23 protein-coding genes are annotated in these 23,449 nt (G+C 75.2%); 9 read left to right on the forward strand and 14 right to left on the reverse strand.

Going from position 1 to position 23,449, the window contains the following annotated elements; translation table 11 throughout:
• Nucleotides 1-35: 35 nt before the first annotated feature.
• Together ACWDRR_RS25565 and ACWDRR_RS25570 are read right to left on the reverse strand one after the other, a co-directional pair.
• Nucleotides 36-1,952 (reverse strand): hypothetical protein, encoded by a 1,917-nt coding sequence (locus ACWDRR_RS25565; protein WP_449774548.1) that lies wholly within the window; start codon nt 1,950-1,952, stop codon nt 36-38.
• A gap of 61 nt (nt 1,953-2,013) precedes the next feature.
• On the reverse strand, nt 2,014-3,546 hold the full coding sequence (locus ACWDRR_RS25570) for an SDR family oxidoreductase (RefSeq protein WP_449774549.1): 1,533 nt from the start codon (nt 3,544-3,546) through the stop codon (nt 2,014-2,016).
• A 551-nt stretch (nt 3,547-4,097) separates the two neighbouring features.
• Between ACWDRR_RS25570 and ACWDRR_RS25575 the strand changes: the two genes are divergently transcribed.
• Nucleotides 4,098-4,727, forward strand: a complete 630-nt coding sequence (locus ACWDRR_RS25575) for a CBS domain-containing protein (protein WP_449774550.1) — start codon at nt 4,098-4,100, stop codon at nt 4,725-4,727.
• A gap of 198 nt (nt 4,728-4,925) precedes the next feature.
• Nucleotides 4,926-5,576, forward strand: a complete 651-nt coding sequence (locus ACWDRR_RS25580; protein ID WP_449774551.1) for a beta-glucanase — start codon at nt 4,926-4,928, stop codon at nt 5,574-5,576.
• A 79-nt stretch (nt 5,577-5,655) separates the two neighbouring features.
• Here ACWDRR_RS25580 and ACWDRR_RS25585 read toward each other — a convergent pair whose 3' ends face one another.
• Nucleotides 5,656-6,027: a hypothetical protein gene (locus tag ACWDRR_RS25585; RefSeq protein WP_449774552.1), complete on the reverse strand. Its 372-nt coding sequence runs from the start codon at nt 6,025-6,027 to the stop codon at nt 5,656-5,658.
• 152 nt (nt 6,028-6,179) lie between these two features.
• On the opposite strand from ACWDRR_RS25585, the gene ACWDRR_RS25590 reads away from it, so the two are divergent.
• Nucleotides 6,180-6,566 (forward strand): hypothetical protein, encoded by a 387-nt coding sequence (locus tag ACWDRR_RS25590; RefSeq protein WP_449774553.1) that lies wholly within the window; start codon nt 6,180-6,182, stop codon nt 6,564-6,566.
• A gap of 61 nt (nt 6,567-6,627) precedes the next feature.
• Here the strand turns inward: ACWDRR_RS25590 and ACWDRR_RS25595 are convergent, their stop codons facing one another.
• Nucleotides 6,628-7,038 carry an organic hydroperoxide resistance protein gene (locus ACWDRR_RS25595; RefSeq protein WP_449774554.1) on the reverse strand — a complete coding sequence of 137 codons (411 nt, stop codon included), beginning with the start codon at nt 7,036-7,038 and terminating at the stop codon, nt 6,628-6,630.
• Nucleotides 7,039-7,174: 136 nt separating this feature from the next.
• Here ACWDRR_RS25595 and ACWDRR_RS25600 point away from each other — a divergent pair, with 136 nt between their 5' ends.
• Nucleotides 7,175-7,735 (forward strand): MarR family winged helix-turn-helix transcriptional regulator, encoded by a 561-nt coding sequence (locus ACWDRR_RS25600; RefSeq protein WP_449774555.1) that lies wholly within the window; start codon nt 7,175-7,177, stop codon nt 7,733-7,735.
• Between the two features lie 181 nt (nt 7,736-7,916).
• Here the strand turns inward: ACWDRR_RS25600 and ACWDRR_RS25605 are convergent, their stop codons facing one another.
• From ACWDRR_RS25605 to ACWDRR_RS25635, 7 genes are all read right to left on the reverse strand, one after another.
• Nucleotides 7,917-8,300: a VOC family protein gene (locus tag ACWDRR_RS25605; RefSeq protein ID WP_449774556.1), complete on the reverse strand. Its 384-nt coding sequence runs from the start codon at nt 8,298-8,300 to the stop codon at nt 7,917-7,919.
• A 127-nt stretch (nt 8,301-8,427) separates the two neighbouring features.
• Nucleotides 8,428-9,393: an STM4011 family radical SAM protein gene (locus tag ACWDRR_RS25610; protein WP_449774557.1), complete on the reverse strand. Its 966-nt coding sequence runs from the start codon at nt 9,391-9,393 to the stop codon at nt 8,428-8,430.
• Between the two features lie 11 nt (nt 9,394-9,404).
• The gene (locus tag ACWDRR_RS25615; protein WP_449774558.1) at nt 9,405-10,739 is read right to left on the reverse strand and encodes an STM4012 family radical SAM protein; all 1,335 of its coding nucleotides are present in this window, start codon (nt 10,737-10,739) and stop codon (nt 9,405-9,407) included.
• Nucleotides 10,736-11,629 (reverse strand): STM4013/SEN3800 family hydrolase, encoded by an 894-nt coding sequence (locus tag ACWDRR_RS25620; protein ID WP_449774593.1) that lies wholly within the window; start codon nt 11,627-11,629, stop codon nt 10,736-10,738. The genes ACWDRR_RS25615 and ACWDRR_RS25620 overlap by 4 nt, the downstream gene beginning before the upstream one ends.
• Before the next feature lie 83 nt (nt 11,630-11,712).
• A complete protein-coding gene (locus ACWDRR_RS25625; RefSeq protein ID WP_449774559.1) occupies nt 11,713-12,942 on the reverse strand; it encodes an STM4014 family protein in 1,230 nt (409 codons plus the stop codon).
• A gap of 15 nt (nt 12,943-12,957) precedes the next feature.
• Nucleotides 12,958-13,893 carry an STM4015 family protein gene (locus ACWDRR_RS25630; protein ID WP_449774560.1) on the reverse strand — a complete coding sequence of 312 codons (936 nt, stop codon included), beginning with the start codon at nt 13,891-13,893 and terminating at the stop codon, nt 12,958-12,960.
• A gap of 70 nt (nt 13,894-13,963) precedes the next feature.
• A complete protein-coding gene (locus ACWDRR_RS25635; protein ID WP_449774561.1) occupies nt 13,964-14,917 on the reverse strand; it encodes an STM4015 family protein in 954 nt (317 codons plus the stop codon).
• 155 nt (nt 14,918-15,072) lie between these two features.
• Here ACWDRR_RS25635 and ACWDRR_RS25640 point away from each other — a divergent pair, with 155 nt between their 5' ends.
• The 3 genes from ACWDRR_RS25640 (at nt 15,073) to ACWDRR_RS25650 (ending at nt 17,369) form a co-directional block, all read left to right on the forward strand.
• Nucleotides 15,073-15,399, forward strand: a complete 327-nt coding sequence (locus ACWDRR_RS25640; protein ID WP_449774562.1) for a hypothetical protein — start codon at nt 15,073-15,075, stop codon at nt 15,397-15,399.
• A gap of 138 nt (nt 15,400-15,537) precedes the next feature.
• Nucleotides 15,538-16,656 carry a DUF6745 domain-containing protein gene (locus ACWDRR_RS25645; RefSeq protein WP_449774563.1) on the forward strand — a complete coding sequence of 373 codons (1,119 nt, stop codon included), beginning with the start codon at nt 15,538-15,540 and terminating at the stop codon, nt 16,654-16,656.
• Nucleotides 16,657-16,799: 143 nt separating this feature from the next.
• The gene (locus tag ACWDRR_RS25650) at nt 16,800-17,369 is read left to right on the forward strand and encodes a MepB family protein (RefSeq protein WP_449774564.1); all 570 of its coding nucleotides are present in this window, start codon (nt 16,800-16,802) and stop codon (nt 17,367-17,369) included.
• Between the two features lie 166 nt (nt 17,370-17,535).
• Here ACWDRR_RS25650 and ACWDRR_RS25655 read toward each other — a convergent pair whose 3' ends face one another.
• Entirely contained in the window at nt 17,536-17,742 is a 207-nt protein-coding gene (locus ACWDRR_RS25655) for a hypothetical protein (RefSeq protein WP_449774565.1), read from the reverse strand.
• A 129-nt stretch (nt 17,743-17,871) separates the two neighbouring features.
• Entirely contained in the window at nt 17,872-19,353 is a 1,482-nt protein-coding gene (locus ACWDRR_RS25660) for a phosphatase PAP2 family protein (RefSeq protein ID WP_449774566.1), read from the reverse strand.
• A 124-nt stretch (nt 19,354-19,477) separates the two neighbouring features.
• Here ACWDRR_RS25660 and ACWDRR_RS25665 point away from each other — a divergent pair, with 124 nt between their 5' ends.
• A complete protein-coding gene (locus ACWDRR_RS25665) occupies nt 19,478-20,122 on the forward strand; it encodes a lysophospholipid acyltransferase family protein (protein ID WP_449774567.1) in 645 nt (214 codons plus the stop codon).
• 335 nt (nt 20,123-20,457) lie between these two features.
• Entirely contained in the window at nt 20,458-21,210 is a 753-nt protein-coding gene (locus ACWDRR_RS25670; protein WP_449774568.1) for a class I SAM-dependent methyltransferase, read from the forward strand.
• A 778-nt stretch (nt 21,211-21,988) separates the two neighbouring features.
• Here ACWDRR_RS25670 and ACWDRR_RS25675 read toward each other — a convergent pair.
• Nucleotides 21,989-23,110 (reverse strand): phosphotransferase, encoded by a 1,122-nt coding sequence (locus ACWDRR_RS25675; RefSeq protein WP_449774569.1) that lies wholly within the window; start codon nt 23,108-23,110, stop codon nt 21,989-21,991.
• Between the last annotated feature and the right edge of the window lie 339 nt (nt 23,111-23,449).

Here is a 23,449-nt window from a genome sequence, read left to right on the forward strand (position 1 = left end):
CGAGCCGTCACCGCCGGCTCGTCACCGCCGGGCCGTCACCGCAGCGGGGCGATCCGGACGCCGCCGTCCAGCACCGCCTCCAGCGCGACCGCGGCCCGGGCGGGCCGCTCGACGGCCAGGGTGTGGTCGGGCGTCGGCCGGTCGGCCGCCCAGTCGGGGCCCTTGGCGGCGATCCGGGTGACCCGCCGACTCCCCGCCGCCAGCAGGAACTCCGTGCCCTGCGGCGAGCGCCACCACGTCCAGCCCACCGTGTCCTGCTCGAACCGGCTGCACGCCCGGCCCGGCCCGCCGCCCGTGCGCTGCGGGCCCCGGGCGTTCGGCAGCAGTACGGCGGTCGCGGCGCTGCCCTCGCCGTCCCAGCGGTCGGCGCGCAGGCAGACCCAGGACGCCGCGCCCGCGTTCTGCGGCAACTGCTGCACCGCGAAGGCCCAGAGGTTGAGCTGCTTCACACCGGGGGTGCCGTCCGGCACCGCGCAGACCGCGCGCGCCCAGGCCAGCAGCGCGTCCGGACCGACCGCCTCCCGGGGCTGGCGGGCCGGCTGGGTGCGGTCCGGGGGCGGGGTGTAGCTGAGGTGGGCGGGGACGAGCCCGCCCAGGTCGGCCAGCAGGAAGGCGTGCTTCTCGGCGATGGTGGAGGAGGAGCGCACCTGGAGCACGGTGGCGCCCCGGCAGTCCGCGAGCGGGCCCGGGGAACTCGAACCGGGGGAGCCCGCGCCCGGTGCGGCGGCCGGCGTCGCGGCCGTCACGCCGTCCGCGCGGTCCAGGGGCTTGGCGGGCGCGTCCGGTTGGTCGATCCGCCGGGTGTCGGCCGCGTCGATCCAGGGGGCGAGCAGGTAGCGGGCGGTGGCCCCCTGGCGGCGCAGCACCACCGCGCCGGCGGTGGTGACGGAGGAGTCGTCGGCGCGGGCGAGGTCCAGCCCGCCGTCGCGCCCGTCGGTCCAGCGGGCCAACCGCCCGCCGTCGTACAGCACCACCACGGCCGTGCCGTCGACGGTGCCGGCGAACAGCAGGTGCGGCGGGCCCTGCGGCGGGGTCGTCGCGGTGCCCGGTTCGGCCCTGGTCTGCGGGCCGGGGCGGGCCCAGGCGGCGAGGGCCCGGCCGAGCAGGGCGGTGTCCTCGCGGCGGTCGCCCCGGGCGGGCCAGGCGGAGAAGTCGATCCGGGCGGTGTGCTGCCACTGGTCCGGTGCCACCCGGAGCAGCCGGCCCGGGTCGGGTGCCGACCCGACGGGCGGGGCGGCGAGCGGACGGGTGGGCGCACCGGCCGGGGCCGGGGCACCGGAGCCGGCCAGTACGGCGGCCGTGGTGGTGAGCGCGAGCGCGGCCACCGCGAGCGAGGCGCCGAGGGCCCGGCGACGGCGCAGCAGGTCGGTCGGCTGGACGCGCACCGCGCAGGGGTCGAAGGCCGGCAGACCGGGTTCGGGGCCGGCGGAGAGCTTCGCGGCCTCGTCGACGGCCCGGTCGGGGTCGGCCGCTCCGGCCCGGCGCAGCACCTCGGCGGTCTGTCCGGGCGTCAGCTCCTCCACGGTCAGCAGCGCGAACGCCGACCGGGCGGGCGCCGCCAGGGCGGCCAGCTCCCGGTCCAGCGCCGCGTCCTGCTCACCGCCGCCGGGGGTGAACAGCCGCAGCCCCCAGACCCGGGGCGTCAGCAGCCGGTCGCCGGGGCGAGGGTGCAGCGCGGCCCGCAGCACCCGCAGGCGCAGGGCGGCGTACAGCGGGTCCTCGTCCGCGCCCGCCGGCTCCTCGACCAGCCGGGTCCAGCGCGACGGCAGGGCCCGCTGGACGGCGGCGTGCGCGGCGAGCACCCGGCTGTGGCGGTCCCGGTCGCCCGGCAGGGCGAGGTAGGCCAGCCGGACCAGTCGGCGGTAGTGGCGCACCAGCGTCGCCTCGGCCCGGGCCACCGGACGCGCGGCCGCGCCCCGGGGCGGTGCTCCGCCGTCTATCCGTCCTGCCAACGAATCCTCCCCGGAGGCGCTGTCGTGCTGTGGTGTGTCGGTGGACGGTCCAACGAGTCGATCATGTGATGGTTGCGCCGTTCGGGGCGGCGTTCTGCGATCCGGCGGTGGCGCGCTCGGCGATCCGGCGGGCCATCCCGCCGAAGACCACGGCGTGGAACGGCGCCACCGACCACCAGTAGGCGTGCCCGGCCAGCCCGTGCGGGTGGAACAGGGCCCGCTGGCGGTAGCGACTGCCACCGAGGCCGTCCGGGGTGACGGACAGCTCCAGCCAGGCCAGACCGGGCAACCGCATCTCGGCGCGCAGCCGCAGCAGCCGTCCGGGCTCGATCTCCTCCACCCGCCAGAAGTCCAGCGAGTCGCCGACCCGCAGCCGCGCCGGGTCGCGCCGCCCCCGGCGCAGGCCGACGCCGCCGGCCAGCCGGTCGAGCCGGCCGCGCAGCGCCCAGGCGAGCGGGAAGGAGTACCAGCCGTTCTCGCCGCCGATGCCCTCCACCACCCGCCACAGCGCCGCGGGCTCGGCGGCCACCTGCCGCTCCCGGACGTCCTGGTAGAGGCTGCCGCCCGCCCAGTCCGGGTCGGTGGGCAGCGGGTCGCTCGGCGCGCCGGGCAGGCTGGCGGAGGACCAGCGGGTGGCCACCTCGGCGTCCCTGATCCGCCGCAGCGCCAGCCGCACCGACTCGTCGAAGCCGGTCGGACCGCCGGGCGGGGCCGGCACGTACCGGGCGAGGTCGTGCTCGCCGCAGACCACCTCGTGCCGCAGCGACTCCACGAGCGGGCGGGCGAGCGGGTTGGGGACGGGTGTCACCAGGCCCACCCAGTGGCTGGAGAGCCGGGGGGTGAGCACCGGCACCGGCACGATCAGGCGGCGCGGCAGCCCGGCGACGGCGGCGTAGCGCGCCATCATCTCGCGGTACGTGAGGACCTCGGGGCCGCCGATGTCGAAGGCCCGGTCCACCTCCGGCGGCAGGTGCGCCGCCGCGGTGAGGTAGTACAGCACGTCCCGGACGGCGATCGGCTGGATCCTGGTGCCGACCCAGTTCGGGGTGACCATCACCGGCAACCGCTCGGTGAGGTAGCGGAGCATCTCGAACGAGGCCGACCCGGAGCCGATGATCACCGCCGCCCGGAGCTCGGCGGTCGCCACCCCGCCGGCCCGCAGCTGCCGGCCGACCTCGGCGCGCGACCTCAGGTGCGGGGACAGCTCGGCGGCCGGCACCCCGGACGGGTTGAGGCCGCCCAGGTAGACGATCCGGCGCACGCCCTCCCGGGCCGCCGCCTCGCCGAAGGCCCGGGCGGCGGCCCGGTCGGTCGCCTCGAAGTCACCGCCGGTGCCGAGCGAGTGGACCAGGTAGTAGGCCACGTCGATCCCGGCGAACGCCCCGGTCAGCGAGTCGGGCCGGGTGACGTCCCCGGCGGCGGCCTCGACCGCGGCCCGCCAGGGGTGGTCGCGCAGCCTCCCCGGGTCACGGACCAGGCAGCGGACGGAGTGCCCGGCGGCCAGCAGCTCGGGGACGAGCCGGCCGCCGATGTAGCCGGTGGCGCCCGTGACCAGGCAGCGCAGCGGGGCGTCGGGGGTGCTCGGTCCGGCCATGGTTCCTCCAGGGAGCGTCGGGCGCGGTGCGGGGCCCGGCTCCGCCGGCCCGGGAGGTCACAGCCCCGGCGGCGGTGCCGGTCCGGTGCCGGCGGCCCCGGTTCGGCGGTGGTCCCGGTCCGGCGGTGGCGGCCCGGATCCCGCGGCGGGCGCGCCGGCCGCCGCCCTCCGCCAGCTTCGCCGCCCCGCGCCCGGGCCGCCACAGCACGGCCCGGCCCGGCGGGCGAGGTGGGTGCGGCCGCGTCCGCACCCCGGTGGGATCCCGCCGGTGGCGGCGGTCCGCCGCGAGCCGCCCCGGACGGGTGGGCCGCGCGGGGCGCCGGACGCGGTCGCGGCGCCGCGCGCGCCGGTCCGGGCCGGGTCGCGCCGTACGCTGTGAGGGGAGCGTTCGACGGCAGTGCCGTTGGTCCCGGGACGTCAGCCCCTTGGCCCCTGGCCACGGGCGCGGCCGGGAGCGATGCTCCAGAGACCCGGCCGGACGACGGTCGTCCGGCGGACATCGGCTCGTGGACGAGGTGACCGGCGTGCGGCATGCCAGCGTCGAATCAGTGATGACCAGCCCCGTGGTGCGGATCGCGCCCGAGACCGGGTTCCGGGAGATCGTCGCGTTGCTGGCCGAGTACGACATCACGGGCGTCCCGGTGGTGGACGCCGACGGACGGCCGCTCGGCATCGTCTCCGAGGCGGACCTGCTGCTCACCCTGGCCGCCCAGGAGGACCAGGGCAGCCTGCTGCCGCCGCCCGAGCTGACCCGGACCGGTCCGGGAGGCGCCGTCACCGCCGCCGACCTGATGACCGGCCCGGCCGTGTGCACCACGCCCGGCACCAGCGTGGTCGTGGCGGCCCGGCTGATGAGCCGGCACGGGGTGAAGCGGCTGCCGGTGCTGGACGAGGACGGCCGGGTGTTCGGCATGGTCAGCCGGGGCGACCTGCTGCGCGTCTTCCTGCGCGAGGACCGGGTGATCCGCCGCGAGATCGTCGAGGAGGTGCTCGGCCGGATCGAGGGGGTGAGCCCGGCGGAGGTCGGCGTGGAGGTCGACCAGGGCCGGGTGGTGCTCAGCGGCAGCGTCCCGGCGCCGCACCTCGTCCCGATCGTGCTGAGCCTCTGCCGCTCGGTGGACGGTGTCGTGTCGGTCACCGACCGCCTCGGCAGCAGCGACGCGCCCGCCGTCGTCGGCTGACCGCCTCCCGGCCCCGCTGCCCGCCGCTTGCCGTCCACGCCTGGGCCGTCCACGCCTGGGCCGTCCACGCTTTGGCCGTCCCCGCCGCGCGGACCGGGAGCGTCCGGTTCGCATACTGCGGAGAGTACCGGGTAAGTCACTCTTTGTGTACGGGGCGGCGTCGGGCCGCCGGCGCACGGGGTCACCGGGGAGGCGGCCATGGCAGTCGTGTTCGACGCGGACTTCACTTCGACCGGGCAGTGGGTGGCGGGCCGCAGCAGCGCCTATCCCCGGATGGGGCCCACCAACCGGGGCGATCACAAACTCGACTTCCTGAGCCGCGCCTACTGCCCCGGCGGGGTGTTCACCGCCACCCGGCGGCGCGGCGGCGAGCTGTGGACGTGCAGCCTGCTCACCACCGAGGGCAGTCCGGAGGCGTTCCAGATCCGCACCGGCGACGTCCTCACCGCGCGGGTCACCCTCCCCGTCGAGCTGGGCGCCTGGCCCGCCATCTGGACCTGGCGGGACGGCGGCAACGAGGTGGACGTCTTCGAGTACCACCCCGACCACCCGGACCTGCTGGAGATCTCGAACCACGTTCGCGGCGGTTTCCGGTACTGGCACGGCGCCGACGCCGGGATAGCCCCGGGCGCCACCTTCGACCTGCGGGCGGTGCTGGGCGCGCGCTCGGTGGACTGGTTCGTCGACGGGACGCTGGTGCACGCCGACCGGCGCGGGGTCGGGCCGGACTTCCACGCGTACCTGATCGTCAACCTCTCGGTGGCGGACGGCACCTACCACGACCGGCCGGCGGCGGCGGGGCCGGACCGGCTGAGCTGGGCCTGCCACAGTCTGCGGGTCGAGCGCTGAGGCCGGCCGGGGGCCGCCGGACTCCGGCGAGGAGCCCGGCGGGCCGGGGGCCTGCCGGCGGGCGGCTCGCCGTTCCCGGTCAGTGCTCCGGCGGGAACATCGCGGTGACCAGGCCGCGCGGGCCGGTGCGCTGGAACCAGACCACCCGGCGGTACGGGCCGATGTAGGCGGGGTGGGTGACGTACAGGTCGTCGCGCGGGGCGCGTTCGTTGCCGGGGGCGAGTGCGGCGTCGACCGCGTCGGCGGCGATGGCGGCCAGCAGCGCGTGCGCGGTCGCGGCGGCCGCGTCCGGTGCGATGGCCAGCGCGGTGAGCTCCTCCCAGAGCCGGGTGGAGACGTAGAAGATCGGCGAGTGGCGCAGGGCCGGATGCAGCCGTCGGTCCTCGTAGCGGCGGAGCACCCCGGCCGCGACGAGCCGCTCGCGGTCGTCGGCCGGCGGGTGGTGGTCCATGGGCCGCAACGCTACCCCGACCGGCCCGGTCGACGTGCCACGAGTGGTTTCTCAGACAATCCTCAGGTCCGCCGGAGTGCCTGCGGGCGCACGATGGTGGTGAGGCGCCGATCACCTCGATGGGCCCTGCGGGGCCGGAGGAGGAGGCCGTGATGGGGCACTGGAACGGTCCGCGCCACGGGCACGGCCACCTGCTGGGCGGCTGGGGCTTCGGCCTGCTGGCGCTCCTGATGCTGCTGGTTCTGGTGGTGCTGGTCCTGGCGGCCGTCGCCCTGGTCCGCCATCTCTCGCGGACCTCGCGGAACGCGCGACCGGTACCGCCGGGATCGTGGGGGCCGGGTGCCGAGGCCGGGCCGCCGCGTCGGGCGGTGGCGCCGACGGCGGAGCACCTGCTCGCCGAACGCTTCGCGCGCGGCGAGATCGACACGGACGAGTACCGCCGGCGGTTGGAGGTCCTCCGGTCCGCGGGCGGTCCGGGTGGGGGTGCCGCGAGCGGTGCGGGTGAGGGTGGCGCGGGGGAGCCGCCCGGCGGCGGATGACGGCACTGGGCCCGCCGCGCGGTCGCGCGGCGGGCCCAGTGCGTGCCGGGAGGCGGGGCTGCTACTCGACGACGAGCTCCACCGGGATGTTGCCCCGGGTGGCCCGGGAGTAGGGGCAGACCTCGTGCGCCTGCTTGACGAGCAGCTCGCCGCCCTCGCCGGCGAGCGCGTCCGGCAGCTCGACCCGCAGGACCACCGCGAGGCCGAAGCCGGCGCCGTCCTTGCCGATCGAGACCTCGGCCGTCACCGAGACCTCGCTGGTGTCGACGCGGGCCTGCCGGCCGACCAGGCTCAGGGCGCTCGCGAAGCAGGCCGCGTAGCCGGCCGCGAACAGCTGCTCGGGGTTGGTGCCCTGGCCGCTGCCGCCGAGGGCGGGCGGCATCGCCAGGGCCAGGTCCAGCTGTCCGTCGGAGCTGACAGCGCGGCCCTCTCGCCCGTTCGCGGTGGCCACTGCGGTGTAGAGCGCGTCCATGGGTCCGGTCCCTTCCGTCCTGCGTCTGTGGTGCTTCTGTCCCCGGCGGCCGGTGGGGCCGCCTTCCGGAGACAAGTAGAGCACGCAATTCAATTGCGCACAACTGAATGGCGCGAGCGATCGGTACCATGGGGGCATGGCCACGCTCCCCGAGACCGCTTCCGTCGACGCCGCCCCCCGCGACGCCGCTCACCCCGGACCCACGGACGCGGAGCGGTTCCAGGGTGAGCAGCCGCTCCGCGACGAGGACCTGCTCCGCCTCGACCAGCAGATCTGCTTCTCGCTGAACGCCGCCTCGCGCGCCTTCGGCGGCGTGTACCGCGTCCTGCTCAAGGACCTCGGGCTCACCTACCCCCAGTACCTGGTCATGCTGGTGCTCTGGGAGCACGGCGAGCTGCCCGTGAAGCGGATCGGCGAGCACCTGCGACTGGACTCCGGCACGCTCTCCCCGTTGCTCAAGCGGCTGGAGGCGGCCGGCCTGGTCCGCCGTGAGCGCAGCCCCGAGGACGAGCGCTCCGTCACCGTCAGCCTCACCGACGCCGGGCGCGACCTGCGCGACCGTGCCGGGCAGGTGCCGCGCAGGCTGCTCACCGCCACCGGTCTGCCGGTCGAGGACCTCGCCGCCCTGCGCGTCCTGCTCAACCGGGTCACGGGCGCGCTGGACTCGGCGGTCCTGGCGGACGGCAGCGAGGACTGACGGGCCCGCCCCGCGCGGGTGTCGTCCGGCCCGAGGGGCCGGACGACACCTTGATGCGTCACGACGGGACGCCGGCCCCCGTTGCCCCGGTCAGTCGGGGCTGCGCCGGTCGGGTCGGGCAGGCGCTACCCGGCGGTGCGCCCGGTCAGGCGGTGCGCCCGGTCACGCGGTCTCCGCCCGTTCAGGCGGTCCGCTCGTTCACGCAGAGAATGTTCCCTTCGCTGTCCTTGAACCAGGCCGCGCGCATGCCCTCGGCCTCGGCGACGCCGTCGACCGTCTTCAGGCCCGGCAGGTCGTACTCCTCGAACGTGACCCCGCGGCCCCGCAACGTCGCCATCTCGCCGTCCAGGTCGGTGACCTTGAAGCTGGCGAGCGTGTGCGCGGACTGCCCGGCACTCGGCGTCTCGTACATGCCGAACTCCGTGCCGCCGCATTCGAAGCTGACGTCCTGCGTGTTCTCGTCGGTGAGCTTCAGGCCGAGGGTGTCGGTGTAGAAGCGCTTCGCCCGGGCCAGATCGGCTGCCGGGATGATGGCCACCAGTGGTGCGTCTCCAAGCATTGCCATCGCCTCCTCCCTCCAGGCTAGGTACGCCGACGCCCATCTGCCCAGGGCTCGCGGCGTCCGGAGCGCGCTGTGCACGGCAGGTGGCCGACTGCCACGCCGAGGCGCTGCCGCCACCGTGCACGCCGTGTCACCGGTCGTGCGGCACGCGCTCCAGGACGCCCCCGGCGAAGACCTCGTAGAGCGGCAGTGTCTCCAGGTGCACATAGCCGATGTGGCAGTCGCAGACCGGCAACGGGCAGGACCGGGCACGCAGTTGCGGCCGGTACGAGCCGTCGTAGAGGTTGCCGAGCTCGTCCCGGACGAAGTGGCAGCGGCGGACGGTGCCGTCGCCGTCCACGGAGACCACGGAGTCACCGGTCCGGCAGGGCCGGCCGGCGCTCGGGTGGGCGTGCCGGCTGTAGCCGAAGTGCCGGTCCAGCGCCGTCCAGTCGGCGGCCTCGGCGTCGGTGTAGGAGAGGCCCTCGGCGGCGTTGATCCACAGGTAGACGGCGGGATCCAGCGCGGCGCGGAGCCGGCGGGCCTCCGTGAGGTGCTCGGGCCGGCCGACCACGCCGACGCTGTACCGCACACCGAGCGCGTCGAGGTCACGGCACTTGGCGAGGAAGCGCTCGTGGCCGACCTGGCCGGGGTGGTAGGTCACCCAGAGCGCCAGGGTGTCGAGGTCGGCCTCGGCCAGCCAGTCCGTGCGGCAGCTGAGGTTGGTCTGGATCGCCACCCGTCGCACGTGCGGCAGCCGGCTCAGCCCGACCAGTGCCCGCCGGTACCAGGACCGCACCAGACCCTCGCCCCAGGGCGTGAAGAGCACGGACAGCGTGTCGCCCGTCCCCGCCCGCCCGCCGGCCCAGGCGGTGAAGCGCTCCAGCGCGGCGCGGTCGGCCCGCAACTGCTCGGGCGTGTCACGCCGCTTGGCGAACGGACAGTACGGGCAGTCGTAGTCGCAGGAGGACAACGGGCCCCGGTAGAGCAGGGTCAGGTCGAGCCCGCCGTCCGGCCCGGGCGGCGAGGCGGGCGCGGGTGCGGACGCGGGCGTGGGCGCGGGACCGGAGTCCGGACCGGGCCGGGCGGCGCCGGTGGCCGGTCGGGGCGCGGGCATGCCGAGGAAGGTCATTTCGCCTCGTACTCGGCCATCAGCCGGTGGACTTCGGGTGAGAACAGCATCGGACCGGCCGCGTCCGAGTGCGCCAGCCCCTCCGGCGAGAGCACCAGGCGCGACTCGTCCCGCGCGAGCCAGCCCCGGGCCTCGAACGCGGCCAGCTCGGCCGGGAAGTCCTCCGCCGGGGTGCTGGCGAACCGGGCACGGTACTCCGCCAGCGGCATGCCCTCCGCCTGGAGCAGCGACTGGACGAGGTGGCGCCGACGGGCCTCCTCGGGGGTAATGGACCGGCCGACCTCGGCGTGCCGGAAGTCGGTGGTGGCGACGTAGTCGTCGATGATGCCGCGCACCTCGGTGGCGTTCACCGCGTAGTCGAAGGAGTAGTGCAGCCGGGAGGTGTAGGAACGGGCCCCGCAGCCGAGGCCGACCATGCCGTCGGTCTGGCAGGCGTACTCGCTGCTCCCGGCCTGCGGGGAGGCGGTGCGGCGGAACATCCGCATCGACACCTGCTGGTAGCCGTGGCCGAGCAGGTGGTCGCGACCGGTCCGGTAGAGGGCGAGCCGGCGGGCGTCCCAGGCGGCCGGCCCCTCCTGCTCGCCGCGCCGGGCGAGGCCGGTCAGCGGCCGGACGTACAGGGGGTAGAGGTACAGCTCCTCGGGCTGCCAGGCCAGTGCGGCGTCCAGCGAGCGCAGCCAGCCGGCCTCGCTCTGGCCGTCGATGCCGTAGATGAGGTCGATGTTGAGGACGGGGAAGCCGGCGGCGCGGATCCGCCCCAGGGCGGCCTCGACCTCGGCGCGCTTCTGCGGGCGGACGGCGGAGCGGGCCTCCTCGTCCACGAAGGACTGCACGCCCAGGCTCAGCCGGGTGGCACCGCGCGCGGCCAGCACCTCCAGCCGGTCGGCGGTGGCGGTGGCGGGGGAGGCCTCCACGGAGAGCGGGACCGCCCGCAGGTCGGCGCCCATCCGCCGCTCGGCTATGTCGCAGAGCCGCTCCAGCTCGCCGGCGGTGAGGTAGGTGGGCGTGCCGCCGCCGAACGCCGCCAGGGCGAACCGGGCGCCGTCGTCCAGGGCTTCGCGGACGGTGGCGGCCTGGCGGTCCAGCGCGTCCAGGTAGGCGGTGGTCAGGCCCTCGGGGCTGCCGATCCGGGTGAACAGGTTGCAGAAGCCGCAGCGGACCTCGCAGAACGGGATGTGCAGGTAGAGCGAGAGCGCGTGCTGCGGCTCACCGGCCCACAGCTCGCGCAGCGCCGGGCGCTCCGGCAGCGGCCGGTAGGCGGTCTTGTGCGGGTAGGCGTAGACGTACGACTGGTAGGGCGACTCGGTCGGCGGGGCCGGTGCCGTGGTCATGCGGTCTCCTCGGCGGTGGCCGTCGGTCGGTCGGACGGCGTGCGGTCGGACGTCGGGGGCGCGGCCGTGAGGGGCGCGGGCGCCGGGTGGGCGGGCAGGGTGAAGTGCGCGTACGGCACCGTCCAGACCACCTCGTGGCCGATCCGGTGGCCGGTGTAGCCGTCCTCGCCGTAGGCCGTGCCGTGGTCGGAGCAGACGATCGCGAAGCACGGCCGGCGGGCGCTCATCGCCGCGAAGAGCCGGCCGATGTGCGCGTCCACGTACTCCAGGGCGGCGGCGTGGCTCTCCCGGGAGTCCCCGTCCTCGCGCGTGCCGCCGGGCAGGTGGAACCAGTTGGGCTGGTGCAGCGCCGAGACGTTGAGGAACAGGAAGAGGGGTTGACCGGCCGGCTGCGCGGCGGCGACCTGCTCGGCCCGGGCCACCTGCGCCTCGAAGGAGGTGGGGGACGGCACGCCCATCTCCGCCGCCCAGTGGCTCTCCTGGAAGAGCCCGGGCAGGACCGAGCCGAGCGGGCCCTGCTTGTTGAAGAAGCCGACGCCGCCGATGCAGACCGTCCGGTACCCGTGTGCGGCGAGCGCGCTCGGCAGGTCGGGCGCGTCGAACACCCAGGTGCGCGTCGCGGTGCTCTCCGACCCGGCGAAGCGGGCGGCGAACAGGCGCGGGTGCGGACCGCCCGGGGCGGCGGGGGTGGGCAGGAAGCCGGCCAGGATCGCCTGGTGCGCGGCGTAGGTGAAGCTGCCCGGGGAGTGTCGGCGCTCCCAGCGGCCGCCGGGGAGGACGGCGGCGAGGTTCGGGATCCGCCCGGCCGCGGCCAGCTCCTCGGCCACGTCGAAACGCAGTGTGTCCAGGGTGACGAGGAGCAGGTCGTGGGTGCCCACGACGGCGTTCATGTCGGGTGCGGGTGCGGGTGCGGGTGCGGGTGCGGGTGCGGCTTCGGTGGTCGCCGACCGGGTCGGGTGGTGGTGCTGGCGGTTCATCGCGTCGGTTCCATCGGTGCGTGGTTCGTCGGTCCGGGCCTGCGGCCCGGCCGGTGGAGTGCGGAGATCTGGGCGGCGTAGGTGTCCAGGCCCTCGGCCGGGCCACCGGGCAGGCCGGTGAGGTTCGGCAGGAGGTCGCCGAAGGCGTTCACCTCGCCGACCAGCGCGCGGCGCCAGCCGGCGGCGGGCAGCACGTCGACGCCGACCATCGGTGAGCCGGGGAAGCAGGCGGCCGCCCGCTCCGCCGTCTCCAGCAGGGCCGGCCAGGCGGGGCCGGCGGCCTCCTGGGCCAGGGCCAGGCTGCCGCGGGCGCCGCCGAGGTGGAGGTTGGTCATCGGCTGGGTGCTGGTGCGCACCACCGCGTGGGTGGCCCGCCCGGCGATCACCACGATCCGGAGGTCCGCCGAGCGGCCCGACTGCGAGGCCTTCGGGATCCACTGCTCGACGTGCAGCCCGTCCGGTGCGAGGCGGTCGACCAGCTCGGCTGCCTGCCGCTCGTCCCGGTAGCGCCGGACCTTCAGTGAATTGTGGAGTTGCCCGCCCGCCAGCTCGACCGAGGTGGTGGCCAGTACCTGACCGCGCGGGCCGAACTCCAGCGCCACCACACCGGAGGCGGAGGAGCCGTGCGCGGGTTTGACGAAGACCCGCCGCAGCTCGGGCGCCCGGAGCCGCTCCCGGAGGTCCTCCCAGCCGGCGACGTCGGCGCCGGCGAGCGCGCGGGGCACCGGCACCCCGGCGCCCGCGAGCAGGGCGTGCGCCCGCCGCTTGTCGAACATCACGGCGATCTCCTCCGGATCGCCGAGCAGCCGCACCCCCGGCACCCGTGCCACCGTGCGCAGGGCGGCCATGACCCCCGCGTACCAGGCCGCGCCGCCCTCCACCCTGGTCGGCGCGTACGAGGGGCCGAGGGCCGGGCCGCGCAGCAGCTCGTCCACGGCCGGGTCCTCACCGGGCGACTCGATCCGCAGGAGGCCGCCCCCGGGCAGGACGAAGCCGCCGCGCAGGACGTCGATCCAGGGCAGGACGGCGGGCTCGGGCAGGCCGGCCGCCCGGGCGGCGGCGGCGAACAGTGCCACCCGCCGGTGGCCCGGGTTGCCGAGGACCGTCAACTGCGCGGGCCGCGCGTCACCGACCGGCTGCGGCGGGGCGGGCCGCGCCAGGGCCGGCTGCGGCGGCACCGCCCGGGGCGTGGCCGCCCGGGGCGTGGTCGTCTGCGGGGAGCTCATCCGAATCGCGCCCGGCTACTCGGCGACCGCGACGTAGCGGTCCTCGGGATCGTCCGACCGGCCGGCCTCGGAGAGGTCGACGGCCACCCCGGGCAGGGCGTCGCGGAGCCGCTGCTGGAGTTCCTCGGTGAGGAAGTGGTGGTGCAGGTCGAGCGCCCGCAGGTGGGTGAGCGGCTGGCCCTCCAGCAGAGCGGCGGCGCCCTCGTCGGAGAGCACGCCCATCGAGAGGTCGAGCGACTCCAGCCGGGCCACGACCGGGGCGTGCGCGACGGCGGCGGCGATCTCGTCCTGGTACTCGCTGTTCGCCAGCGCGAGGTGGCGCAGGGCCGGGAGGCGGCTGCCGTCGAGGACGGGCGCCAGGTCGTCGATGGTCGAGTCGCCGCCGTACTCGTCCGCTCCGAGCCAGAACTCCAGCCGCTCCAGCGCGGGCAGTTCGGAGCCGGTCACGGCCCGCACCACCGTGCCGGGCAGGCCGCCCGTCTCGAACCGCAGGACCCTCAGCCGGTCGTGCCGGAAGGGCGTGAGGGCCAACCCGTTGCCGCCGCGCACCACCAGCTCGGCGAGCCGGGGGAAGGAGGTGGCCAGCGCGGTGACGTCGGACATCTCCAGCCAGGAGATCTCGCACTCGTCGTACGTCACGTCGGCGACGAAGAGCGCTTCGAGGCCGGGGAGCCGCTCGGCGTCACCGACGATCGTGGCCAGCGTGTCGCCCACCGAGTCGTAGTCCCGCGTCCACCAGGGGCCGATCAGCAGCGCCCGGACCCCCGCCGGGTCGACCGTGTCGAGGAAGGCCTTCCAGAGCTCGTCGAACCCGGTGCGCGACCCGTAGCGCACCGCGAGCCGCCAGGCGACGGCGCCCGGCGCCGGCTGCTCGCGGGCCTCGTCGGCCTCCCCGGAGAAGTCGACGACGGGGAGCCCGTGGAACTCCCGGCGGTGCTTGTTGACGGTCATGCGGCCCCCTGAGCTGCCTGTGCTGCCGGTGAACGGTGATGGGTGGACGACGGGGAAGGGCGGCGCCCGGTCACTCGGCGACCGCCACGTAGCGCCACCGGTCGTCCGGCTTGCCGGCCTCGGAGAGGTCGACGGCCACCCCGGGCAGGGCGTCGCGGAGCCGCTGCTGGAGTTCGTCGGTGAGGAAGTGGTGGTGCAGGTCGAGCGCCCGCAGGTGGGTGAGCGGCTGGCCCTCCAGCAGGGCGGTGGCACCCTGGTCGGTCAGCACGCCCATCGAGAGGTTGAGCGACTCCAGCCGGGCCACGACCGGGGCGTGCGCGACGGCGGCCGCGATCTCGTCCTGGACCTCGCTGTTCTGCAGACCGAGGTGGCGCAGCGCCGGGAACCGGGCGCCGTCCAGGAAGGGCGCCAGGTCGTCGAGGGTGGAGTCGCCGCCGTAGTTCTCCACGCCCAGCCAGAACTCCAGCCGCTCCAGCGCCGGGAACTCGCTGGACGCGACCGACCGCAGCACCGCGGCCGGCAGGCCGCCCGACTCGAACCGCAAGGCCTTCAGGTGCTCGTGGCGCACCGCCTGCAGGGCGAGGCCGTCGCCCTCCACCACGTTCCCCGCGGCGCCGCGCACCACCAGCTCGGCGAGCAGCGGGAACGTCGTCAGCACCGGCGTCACGTCGACCATGTCGATCCAGGAGATCTCGTTCTCCTCGTACGTGATGTCGCCGATGAACAGGGCGCGCAGCGACGGCAGCCGGTCGGCCGCGGCGAGGATCGCCGCCAGCGGCTCGGCGAAGCTCTCCGGCCCGTCCGAGGACCACTCGCCGACCACCACGGCGGTGACCCGCTCGACGTCGACCGCATCGAGGAACTGCCGCCAGCGCTCGACGAACGGCTTCGGCGAGTCGTACTCGATGCCGACCTTCCAGGCGACCGCCGCGGCGTCCGGCAGGGCGGCGCCGTCGTCGACGGCCTGGACGAAGTCGAGGACCGGGAGGCCGTGGAACTCTTCGATGTGCTTGCCGACCGTCATGCGCTGCTCCTCCGGGGGTTGGGGCCGGACAACTGTCTACCAGCCGGGTCCGACAAACCGGTCGTCGGGGCGGAGTCCGGGCGCGTTGTCAGACCCCTGCCCTACGTTTCGGACCGTGAGATTCCGACGTCCGTCGGGTCGGTCAGGGAGGACTGATGTACCGCCAGGGTGACGTGCTGATCGTGCCGACCGCGGAGGCCGCGGTGCCCGCGAGGGTGGCTTCGTCGGCCGCGCAGCCGAGGGACGCCCGGGGCCGGCTGGTGCTGGCGCTCGGTGAGGTCACCGGCCACGCGCACGCCGTGGTCGGCCCGGGGGAGTTGCGCCGGGAGGCCGGGCCGTTCGGAGCCGCCTGGCTGCACCTGCCCGAGGGCGGCCGGGTGGTGCACGAGGAGCACGCCGCGATACCGCTGCCCAAGGGGTGGTACCGGGTGGTGCGTCAGCGCGAGTACGCGCCGGGCGCGGTGCGCATCGTCGCGGACTGACGGCGCCGGGCGACGGGTTTTGGCGCGGCCCGTGCGGCGGTGCGGCGGTGGTGCGTCCGGCGCGCGGGGCGAGGGCGATGAACGGAACGAGTGGGGCGGGCGGCCGGGCACGGCGCCCGGCCGGGACAGGAGCAGGTGATGGTGACGGAGCAGACGGTCGTACCGGCCGAGGTGACGGCCCGCTGGCGGGCGGGCGCGGCGGCCACCGGGCCGGCCGACCGGGCCGCGGTCGAGCACGCGGTGCGTGCGGCCTACCGGGCGGCCGGGCTGGCCGAGCCGGCCGAGGTCCGGTGGTTCGGCTCGCCGCCGGCGGCCGCCGAGGCGGCGCTGGAGTTGCGGGCCGCCGGCGCGGTGAGCGTCCGCGAGGCCGTGCGCACACTGCCGTGGGAGGCGGCCAGGCGGCAGGCCGTGGAGCGGGTCGGCGCGGCGGGGTGGGCGCCGCTCTGGGCACTGACCGGTGGTGAACTCGGCCCGGTGACCAACGCACTGGCCGGGCGGATCCGTGACGCGGTGCTCGACCGGCTCGCCCCCGAGCCCGACGTCGAGCAGGCCGACCCGCCCGCGACCGATGCCGCCCGCACCCGCCGCACCGCCGTCCGGCTCGCCCTGCTGGACGCCGTCCGGGGCCAGCACGACGCCCCGTGGTTCGCCGCCTTCGAGGCGGCGGGCGTGCTCGCCGGAACGTCGGCCGACCGGACCGACCGGGCCGACCGGGCCGGGGTCGAGGCGCTCGCCGAGGTCGCGCGCGGTGCCGGCTGGTGGTGGCCGTACGAGGGCGTGGCACTGGTCAGCGAGCGGCCGGTCGCGCTGCACCGTGACGAGGCGGGCCGGCTCGACCGGGCCGACGGTCCGGCCCTGGAGTACGCCGACGGCTTCGCCCTGCACGCCTGGCGCGGCATGCCCGTCCCGGCCGACTTCCTGTCCGGCCTCGGTGCGGTCACCGTCGAGCGGATCCGCACGGAGGAGAACGCCGAGCTGCGCCGCGTCCTGCTGGAGCACTACGGTTACGAGCGCTATCTGGCGGACTCCGGCGCCGAGCCGCTGCACCGCGACGGGACGGGCGTGCTCTGGCGGATCCAACTCCCGGAGGACGAACCGGTGGTGATGGTCGAGGTGGTCAACTCCACCGCCGAGCCCGACGGCACCTTCCGCACCTACTGGCTGCGCGTCCCGCCGAGCACCCGCACCGCCCGGGCCGGGGTGGCTTGGACCTTCGGCATACCCGAGGCGGAGTACCACCCGCAGCGCGAGACCTGAGCGGCCGCTCCGCCGCCGGCGCTCCGGTGTCCCCCGGCCCGCCGCCGCGCTCGGCACACCGCGACGAGAGCTGCGCCCCGTCGACCGGACCGGGCGCCCCGTACGGTCGATGACCGGCCGGGCTGCTGTGACAGGGTGAACCAATGACCACGAACGACGAGCACCCGCCCGACCTCCACCCCGTCCGCCGGGAACCGTGGTCGGACGCCGCTCCGGTCCACAGCGATCTCCGCGCGGCGAAGGAGCTCGTCTACGACCCCTGCGGGTTCGCCTGTACGCGGCCGGTCCCCGAAGCCGAGAGTGCCGAGTACGCCGCGCACGCCTTCACCCTTGACGGGCTCTCCGTCCGGTTCCGCGCGGCCAGGACGACCCCCACCAAGGTCGGCCAGTTCGTCACCGTGTGGAAGAGGGCCCCGGGCGGCCCCATCCGGCCGTTCGACACCACCGACCCCGTCGACCTCTTCGTCATCAGCACCCGCGACCGTCACCACGCCGGCCAGTTCGTGCTCCCGATGGACGCGCTCCGCCGGCACGGTGTCGTATCGGTGGACGGCGCCGGTGGGAAGCGCGCCTTCCGGGTCTATCCGCCCTGGGTGACCACCACCAACCGCCAGGCCGGCAGCGCGCAGACCTGGCAGCTGGAGCACTTCCTGCACCTGCCCCAGGACGGGCCCGTCGACTGCGCCCGGGCCCGGGAGCTCTACCGCCCGTAGGAGGTCGCCGGCCGCCGGAGGCCGGCGGCGCCGCGGTGCGCCCGGTCGGAGGAGGTGCCGGCAGGGCGGTCAAAACACCACCGCCCGCGCCGGGGGGAGGCGCGGGCGGTGGCGGCGGCGGTCCGGGTGCTGCCCGGAACCGCTCGGTGCTGCTCGGTTCAGACGGTCAGGAGATGTTGTTGCTGTTGAACGAGCCGACCACGTTGTCGCCGCCGGTGTTGAAGATGTCGCCCCCGGCGAGCTGGTTGCCGGTGCCGATGACGGTGATGGTCGTGGTGATCACCTCGGGACCGTCGGCGAACGCCTGGGTCGGGACGGCGGCGGCGCCGATGGCGGCCAGGAGGACGGCGACGGTGCGGACGGTACGGTACATGGCGTAATCCCTTCGTGGGCCAACTTGCTCCGCACACTAGGGACTCGGGGCACGCCTCCGGGGGCAATGTCACCTGAATGGGGTGTGTTGCGTGTCGTCCTGCGGTTGACCACCGCCGGCGCCCGGCCGCTACGGGAGCGAGGGGCGGTAGACCGTCAGGGCGTTCGGCGCCTTGGCCAGACGCAGCGCACCCGAGGCCGGCAGGCTCTCGCCGTCGACGGCGATCCGGTCGGCGTCACCGAGCGAGTCGAGGCTCAGGGCGGTCAGCCGGGCGGAGTGGTAGACCCGCGAACGGGACAGCGTACCGGAGAGGAAGGCGGCCGCCAGCCTGGTCCGGGCGAACGGGCTGCCGCCGTCCACCACACGGACGTCCAACAGGCCGTCGGCCAGCCCGGCCCGGCGGGTCGGGGCGAAGCCCGGCGGGTCGTAGGCGCCGTTGCCCGCGAACAGCAGCCAGACGCGCCGGCTGCGCCCGCCCGCCTCGACGGTGACCGGTTCGGCGTCGGCCAGGGCCCGGGCGACGGCCACCGCCAGGGCCGGCCACTTGCCCAGCCGGCCCTCCAACGACTCGCGGAGCCGGACCAGTTCGGGGTACACGCCGAGGCTGAAGGTGTTCAGGAAGATCCGCCGCTCGGTGTCGTCGGCGGCCAGACCCAGATCGACCCCGCAGGCGGACCCGGCCTCCACGGCGGCCGCCGTCGCGTCCGGCGACTCGATCCCGAGGTCCAGCGCGAAGTGGTTGAGCGTGCCGCCGGGGAAGACGGCCAGCGGCAGATTGCGCTCGACCGCCAGCGACGCGGCCAGGTTGACGCTGCCGTCGCCGCCGCAGACCCCGAGGGCGCCGCCGGCCGCCGCCGCCCGGTCGGCCGCCTCGGCGAGCAGGGCGGGCAGGTCGTCGTCCGGACCGCAGACCCGCACCTCCGCGCGCGGCAGGAGCCCGCGCAGTCCGGCGGCGGTCTCCTCCGGATCGGCCGTCAGCAACGCGCCGTTCCCGGAGCCGCTGTTGACCACCACCGACAGCCCGGCCCCCTCGGCCAGCGCCGGGGCCGCCCGACGCGGCGGACCGGCGGGCGGCGGCTGGTCGTTCGTCCGGGGCCACCAGCGCAGTGTCAGTGCCGCCAGCCCCGAACCCAGCGCGAACCCGGCCAGCACATCGCCGGGGTAGTGCGCCCCGGTGTAGACCCGCGACGCGCCGACGGCCAGCGCCACCGGTGCCACCGCCGCGCCCAGCAGCGGGGACTCGATCGCGACGGCCGTCGCGAAGGCGGCGGCCGAGGCGGAGTGGCCGGAGGGGAACGAACTCGTCACCGGCTGCCGCAGCAACTGCCGCACCGCCGGCACCTGGTCCAGCAGCGGGCGCGGACGCCGGGTCAGCTGCTTGGCGGCGATGTTGGCCGTCACCGAGGCCAGCGCCAGCGCGCCGACCCCGCGCAGGGCCGCCCGCCGCCCGGCCCGGCCACCGACCGTCCCGAGCACGGCGGCCGTGCCCATCCACAGCATCCCGTGATCCGCGGACCGGCTCAGACGGCGCAGCCACGGCTGGGCGCGGCGCAGGCGCGCCAGCGCCACCCGGTCGAACAGGGCCCGGTCCACCGCGTCGAATCGCCTCATCCCAGCGAGCCTAGACGTGCTTGCCCAGATCCGCAGGCTATTGAGTACGGGTACTCAGGCGCGCCGGGGCCGGGCGGCGAACACTGGTGGCAGCTCGCCCGCCCACCGGAGGACCGAACCAGCCATGCTCAGCCGCACCGCAGCCCTCCTCGTACCCGCCTTCGGCTCCCTGCGGGTGAGCGCCGACCCCGGGGCCGCGCTCGCCCCCGGGAGCATCGTCGCGGCCAACCACACCTCGCTCGCCGACCCCGCCATCGTGTTCGCCGCCCTGCACCGCCTCGGCGCGCGGCCCGTGGTGCTCGCGGCCGCCGGACTCTGGCGCGTACCGCTCCTCGGGCGGCTGCTGCGCCGCGAGGGACACATCCCCGTCCACCGCGGCACCGAGCACGCCGCCGACGCCCTGGACCGGGCCGCCGACGCGCTCGCCGCCGGACACCTGGTGCTCATCTACGGCGAGGGCGGCCTGCCGCGCCGCGGCGACTCCGGCGAGCTGCCGCCCGGCCCGTTCCGCAGCGGACTCGCCCGGCTGGCGACGGCCACCGGCGCACCGGTCGTGCCGCTCGGACAGGCGGGCGCCCGCCGCCTGACCTCGGGCGGCGCGGTCAAGCAGTTGGCCGGCCTGACGACCGCGCCGGCGCGCCGCCCGGCTCTCCACGTCCACCTCGGTTCGCCGTTGCACCTGGGTGACGACCTCGCCGCCGCGACGGCCACCGCCCACCGCGCGGTGACGGCGGCCTGGGCGACGGCAGCCCGCAGTGCGGCGCACTGACGCGGCGGCGGCGGCGCGGTGCTCGGGGCCGGCGGGCCAGGACCGGGGCCGGCCGGGCGCACCGGACGGCGGCCCGGCCGGGCGCGCTCGCACGGCCGGTCGGTCCCGTCCCTGGCGGTGAGTCGGTCACCCGTGCGCGCGCCGGCGCCCCGGTCCTGCCGGGGCGCCGGGTCCGCTCCGAAGCACTCCGGGCCGCGGGCCGGCCGGAGGCGCTCGCCGTCCCGGCCAGGTCGGTTCGCCGCAGGCCCCCGACCTGGCCGGGTGCGGGCCGGCCGCCTCCCGGCGTGCCCGAAATCCGGTTGGCCGGGGCCGCCCCGGGCCGGGATGATGCGGATATGTCGCGTACGTTCGAAGAGCTGATTGCCGAGGCCGAAGCGGTGTCCGTCGACGGCTGGGACTTCTCCTGGCTGGACGGGCGGGCCACCGAGCAGCGCCCGTCCTGGGGCTACCAACGGCTGCTGGGGGAGCGGCTGGCGGCGGCCTCGGCGGCGCTGGACATCCAGACCGGCGGTGGTGAGGTGCTCGCCGGGGCCGGGCCGCTGCCGCCCGCGATGGTCGCCACCGAGTCGTGGCCGCCCAACGTGGCCCGGGCGACCGGGCTGCTGCACCCGTTGGGAGCGATCGTGGTCGCCGACCCGGACGAGCCCCCGCTGCCCTTCGCCGACGGGGCGTTCGACCTGGTGACCAGCCGTCACCCGGCGACGGTGTGGTGGGCGGAGATCGCCCGCGTGCTGCGGCCCGGCGGCACGTACTTCGCGCAGCACGTCGGCCCGGCGTCGGTGTTCGAGCTGGTCGAGTACTTCCTGGGGCCGCAGCCGGAGGCCCGCCGGGCGCGCCACCCCGACACCGAGAGCGCCGACGCGCGGGCGGCCGGGCTGGAGGTGGTGGACCTGCGGTCCGAGCGGCTGCGGATGGAGTTCCTCGACATCGGGGCGGTCGTGTACTTCCTTCGGAAGGTGATCTGGATGGTCCCGGGCTTCACCGTCGACGCCTACCGTGACCGGCTGCGCGAACTGGACGCGCGGATCCGGGCGGAGGGGCCGTTTGTGGCCCACTCGGCGCGCTTCCTGATCGAGGCGCGCAAGTAGATCGACTGATCCGGTGTCTGCATTCCATAGATATGGAAGAGTTGAGGGAAGTTCGGAAGGGCCAGCCGGCCGTACCTGTCAGTGGAAGCACCGTCTGTCCGGAAGACGGTTCGAGGAGTGCCCTGAACTGGAGAGGTTTCCCGTATAGCCCCGCGTCGAGAGCGATTCGATAGGTGTTGGGCGGCCTGCTGGAAGCAACGCGATGGGACCCATGGGCCCCCAGCTCGGGGCCTCCCTGGACGGGAGTGCTGAGAGCGATCGAGTCTCAGGTCTGTGCTACTTGGACAGGGTCTGCTCGTACCTATGCTGACCTTTTGCTGACCGTATCTGATGAGCCGTCAGGTATGTGCCCGTGGCCACAATAGGCAACTGGTCTTGAAGACCGGCCCGACCATAGGGGTGTGTCCGACGGCGATGGCCCCAGGCGAGAGCGACGGCATGAAGACCCCTTGGCGCGTCGGGGTCGTCGGCTCGTGACGTTCACCCGGCTGCTGTCTGGGCACACCGATTGCGCGTGGCGGCAGTCCCGGACGACGACGCTGAACCGGGTCGTCGTCGTCCTGGCCCCTGGATCCGCGAGCGGGCAGGCCATCCCAGACGGCCGGCAGGACGTCGGACTGTGCGACCAGGATTTCGCTGACGGTCATTTGGGCCTTGTTGGTGGATTCGGCCAGGCCGGTTGCCTGGATCTCGGATGCCTGGGCGAGGAGCCGCGGTACGAGTTCGCTGTCCGGGCCTGCGGCTTGCGCGAGTTACGCCAGCCATGGGGGTCATGAACTCAGCGAAGAGCGTCTCGCAGGGCCTCCTCCAAGTCAGATAGCCGGCCCAGCAGCATCAGAGCTGCCTCGTGCCGTGCCCGCGCGTATGACTCGAGTGCGGCGTCGACGAGGTGCGGGCGTTCCACTGGTGCCGACAACGGAAAGGTCGCGCAGAGCATGGCTGCACAGCCGACACGAAACGAGGACAAGAGGTCGTCCGCGGGCGCCTCGGGGTTGGCCGCTCGATAGGCGAGGGCGAGATCGGTGTATCCCTTGAGCCACTTCTCGACACCGTTGGACAGGACGCTCTTGGGGTCGCAGCCAAGACGCATGATTTCCCGGGCGAGGTACCCAGGTGTGGGTGGTCCGAAGTCCACGATCGCGGCGACATCGTCGTGCCCCAACAGGACGTTGGGACCGGCCAGGTCGCCGTGCATGATCTGGACCGTCAGCTGTGGAAGTGAAGCGAGGATGCGTTCGACGCCCCCCAAGACCGCTTGTCGCTCACGCGCCGCCTGCAGCGCCCACGTCTCGAACTCCCCAAGCCTGGGCCTGTGCTGGTACGCGAGAATCAGCCCCTCGAAGCGGTCGCGCGCGGCGGCCACGTCGCACACCGCGGCACCAGGTTCCAGAGTGGGTGCGGCGGCGGGGTGAGTGGCGAGTCGGCTGTGGAGACGGCCCATAGCTGTGCCGACCGCCGCCCACCGTGCACCAGTCAGGTTGCCCTCGGCAGTCTCGATGTGCGGCACGTACGACCACAGTGACATCGGCAGGCGGCCATGAGTCGCGAGGAGTTCGTGCTCGCGCGTGCGGGTTGCCCGCGCGGTCGCGACACCTCCGTCGGCGGCGTACTCGGACAGTTCGACCGACGCCCGCTCGAGATCCAAGCTCTCTCGAGCGCGATAAACCTTGACGAAGTGCCGACGGCCGGTTTGGTCCACGATGGCGTAGTTGTCCGTCGCAGTGCCCTCCGGGATTCGCGTGATTTCCGCCATGTGCAGTCCGTACGCGAGCACCAGCGTGTCGGCGACCGCCGTGATCTGCTCTCCCTCCGCGGTGCGGCCGGGTGTGAAGGGCGCGGCGACCGGCTTGGTGGAGGGCTGGTGAGATGCGGTGGACATGGTCTCCTCGTCGAAGTGCACAGCGATAGTGGTCGGATGATGAGCGGGCGGCAGGTGGTCGGGCCGATCAGGACGCGGGCACGGGGGCCGGTGAGGTGTTCGGCCCGGCCGGCGATGTGCGGGGTGAGCGTGGGGTGGAGACCTCTGCTGCAGGCCTGCAGCAGCTGGCCGGGCGCGACCCGCTGGGTGTCACGTCCGGGCCACCGGCTACCCAGGGGGTTGGGTAAGGCCGACCGGCGGGCGCCACGGCGCCGGGTGGAGATGCTCGTCGCATAGAGTGCTGGCGCGAGGGTGGCCATGACGTTCGCCGTGAGGCGATCTTGGACACCTTCGTTCTCGTCTCCGCAGGCACCCCTCGGG

Source organism: Kitasatospora sp. NPDC003701 (genome assembly GCF_053587085.1).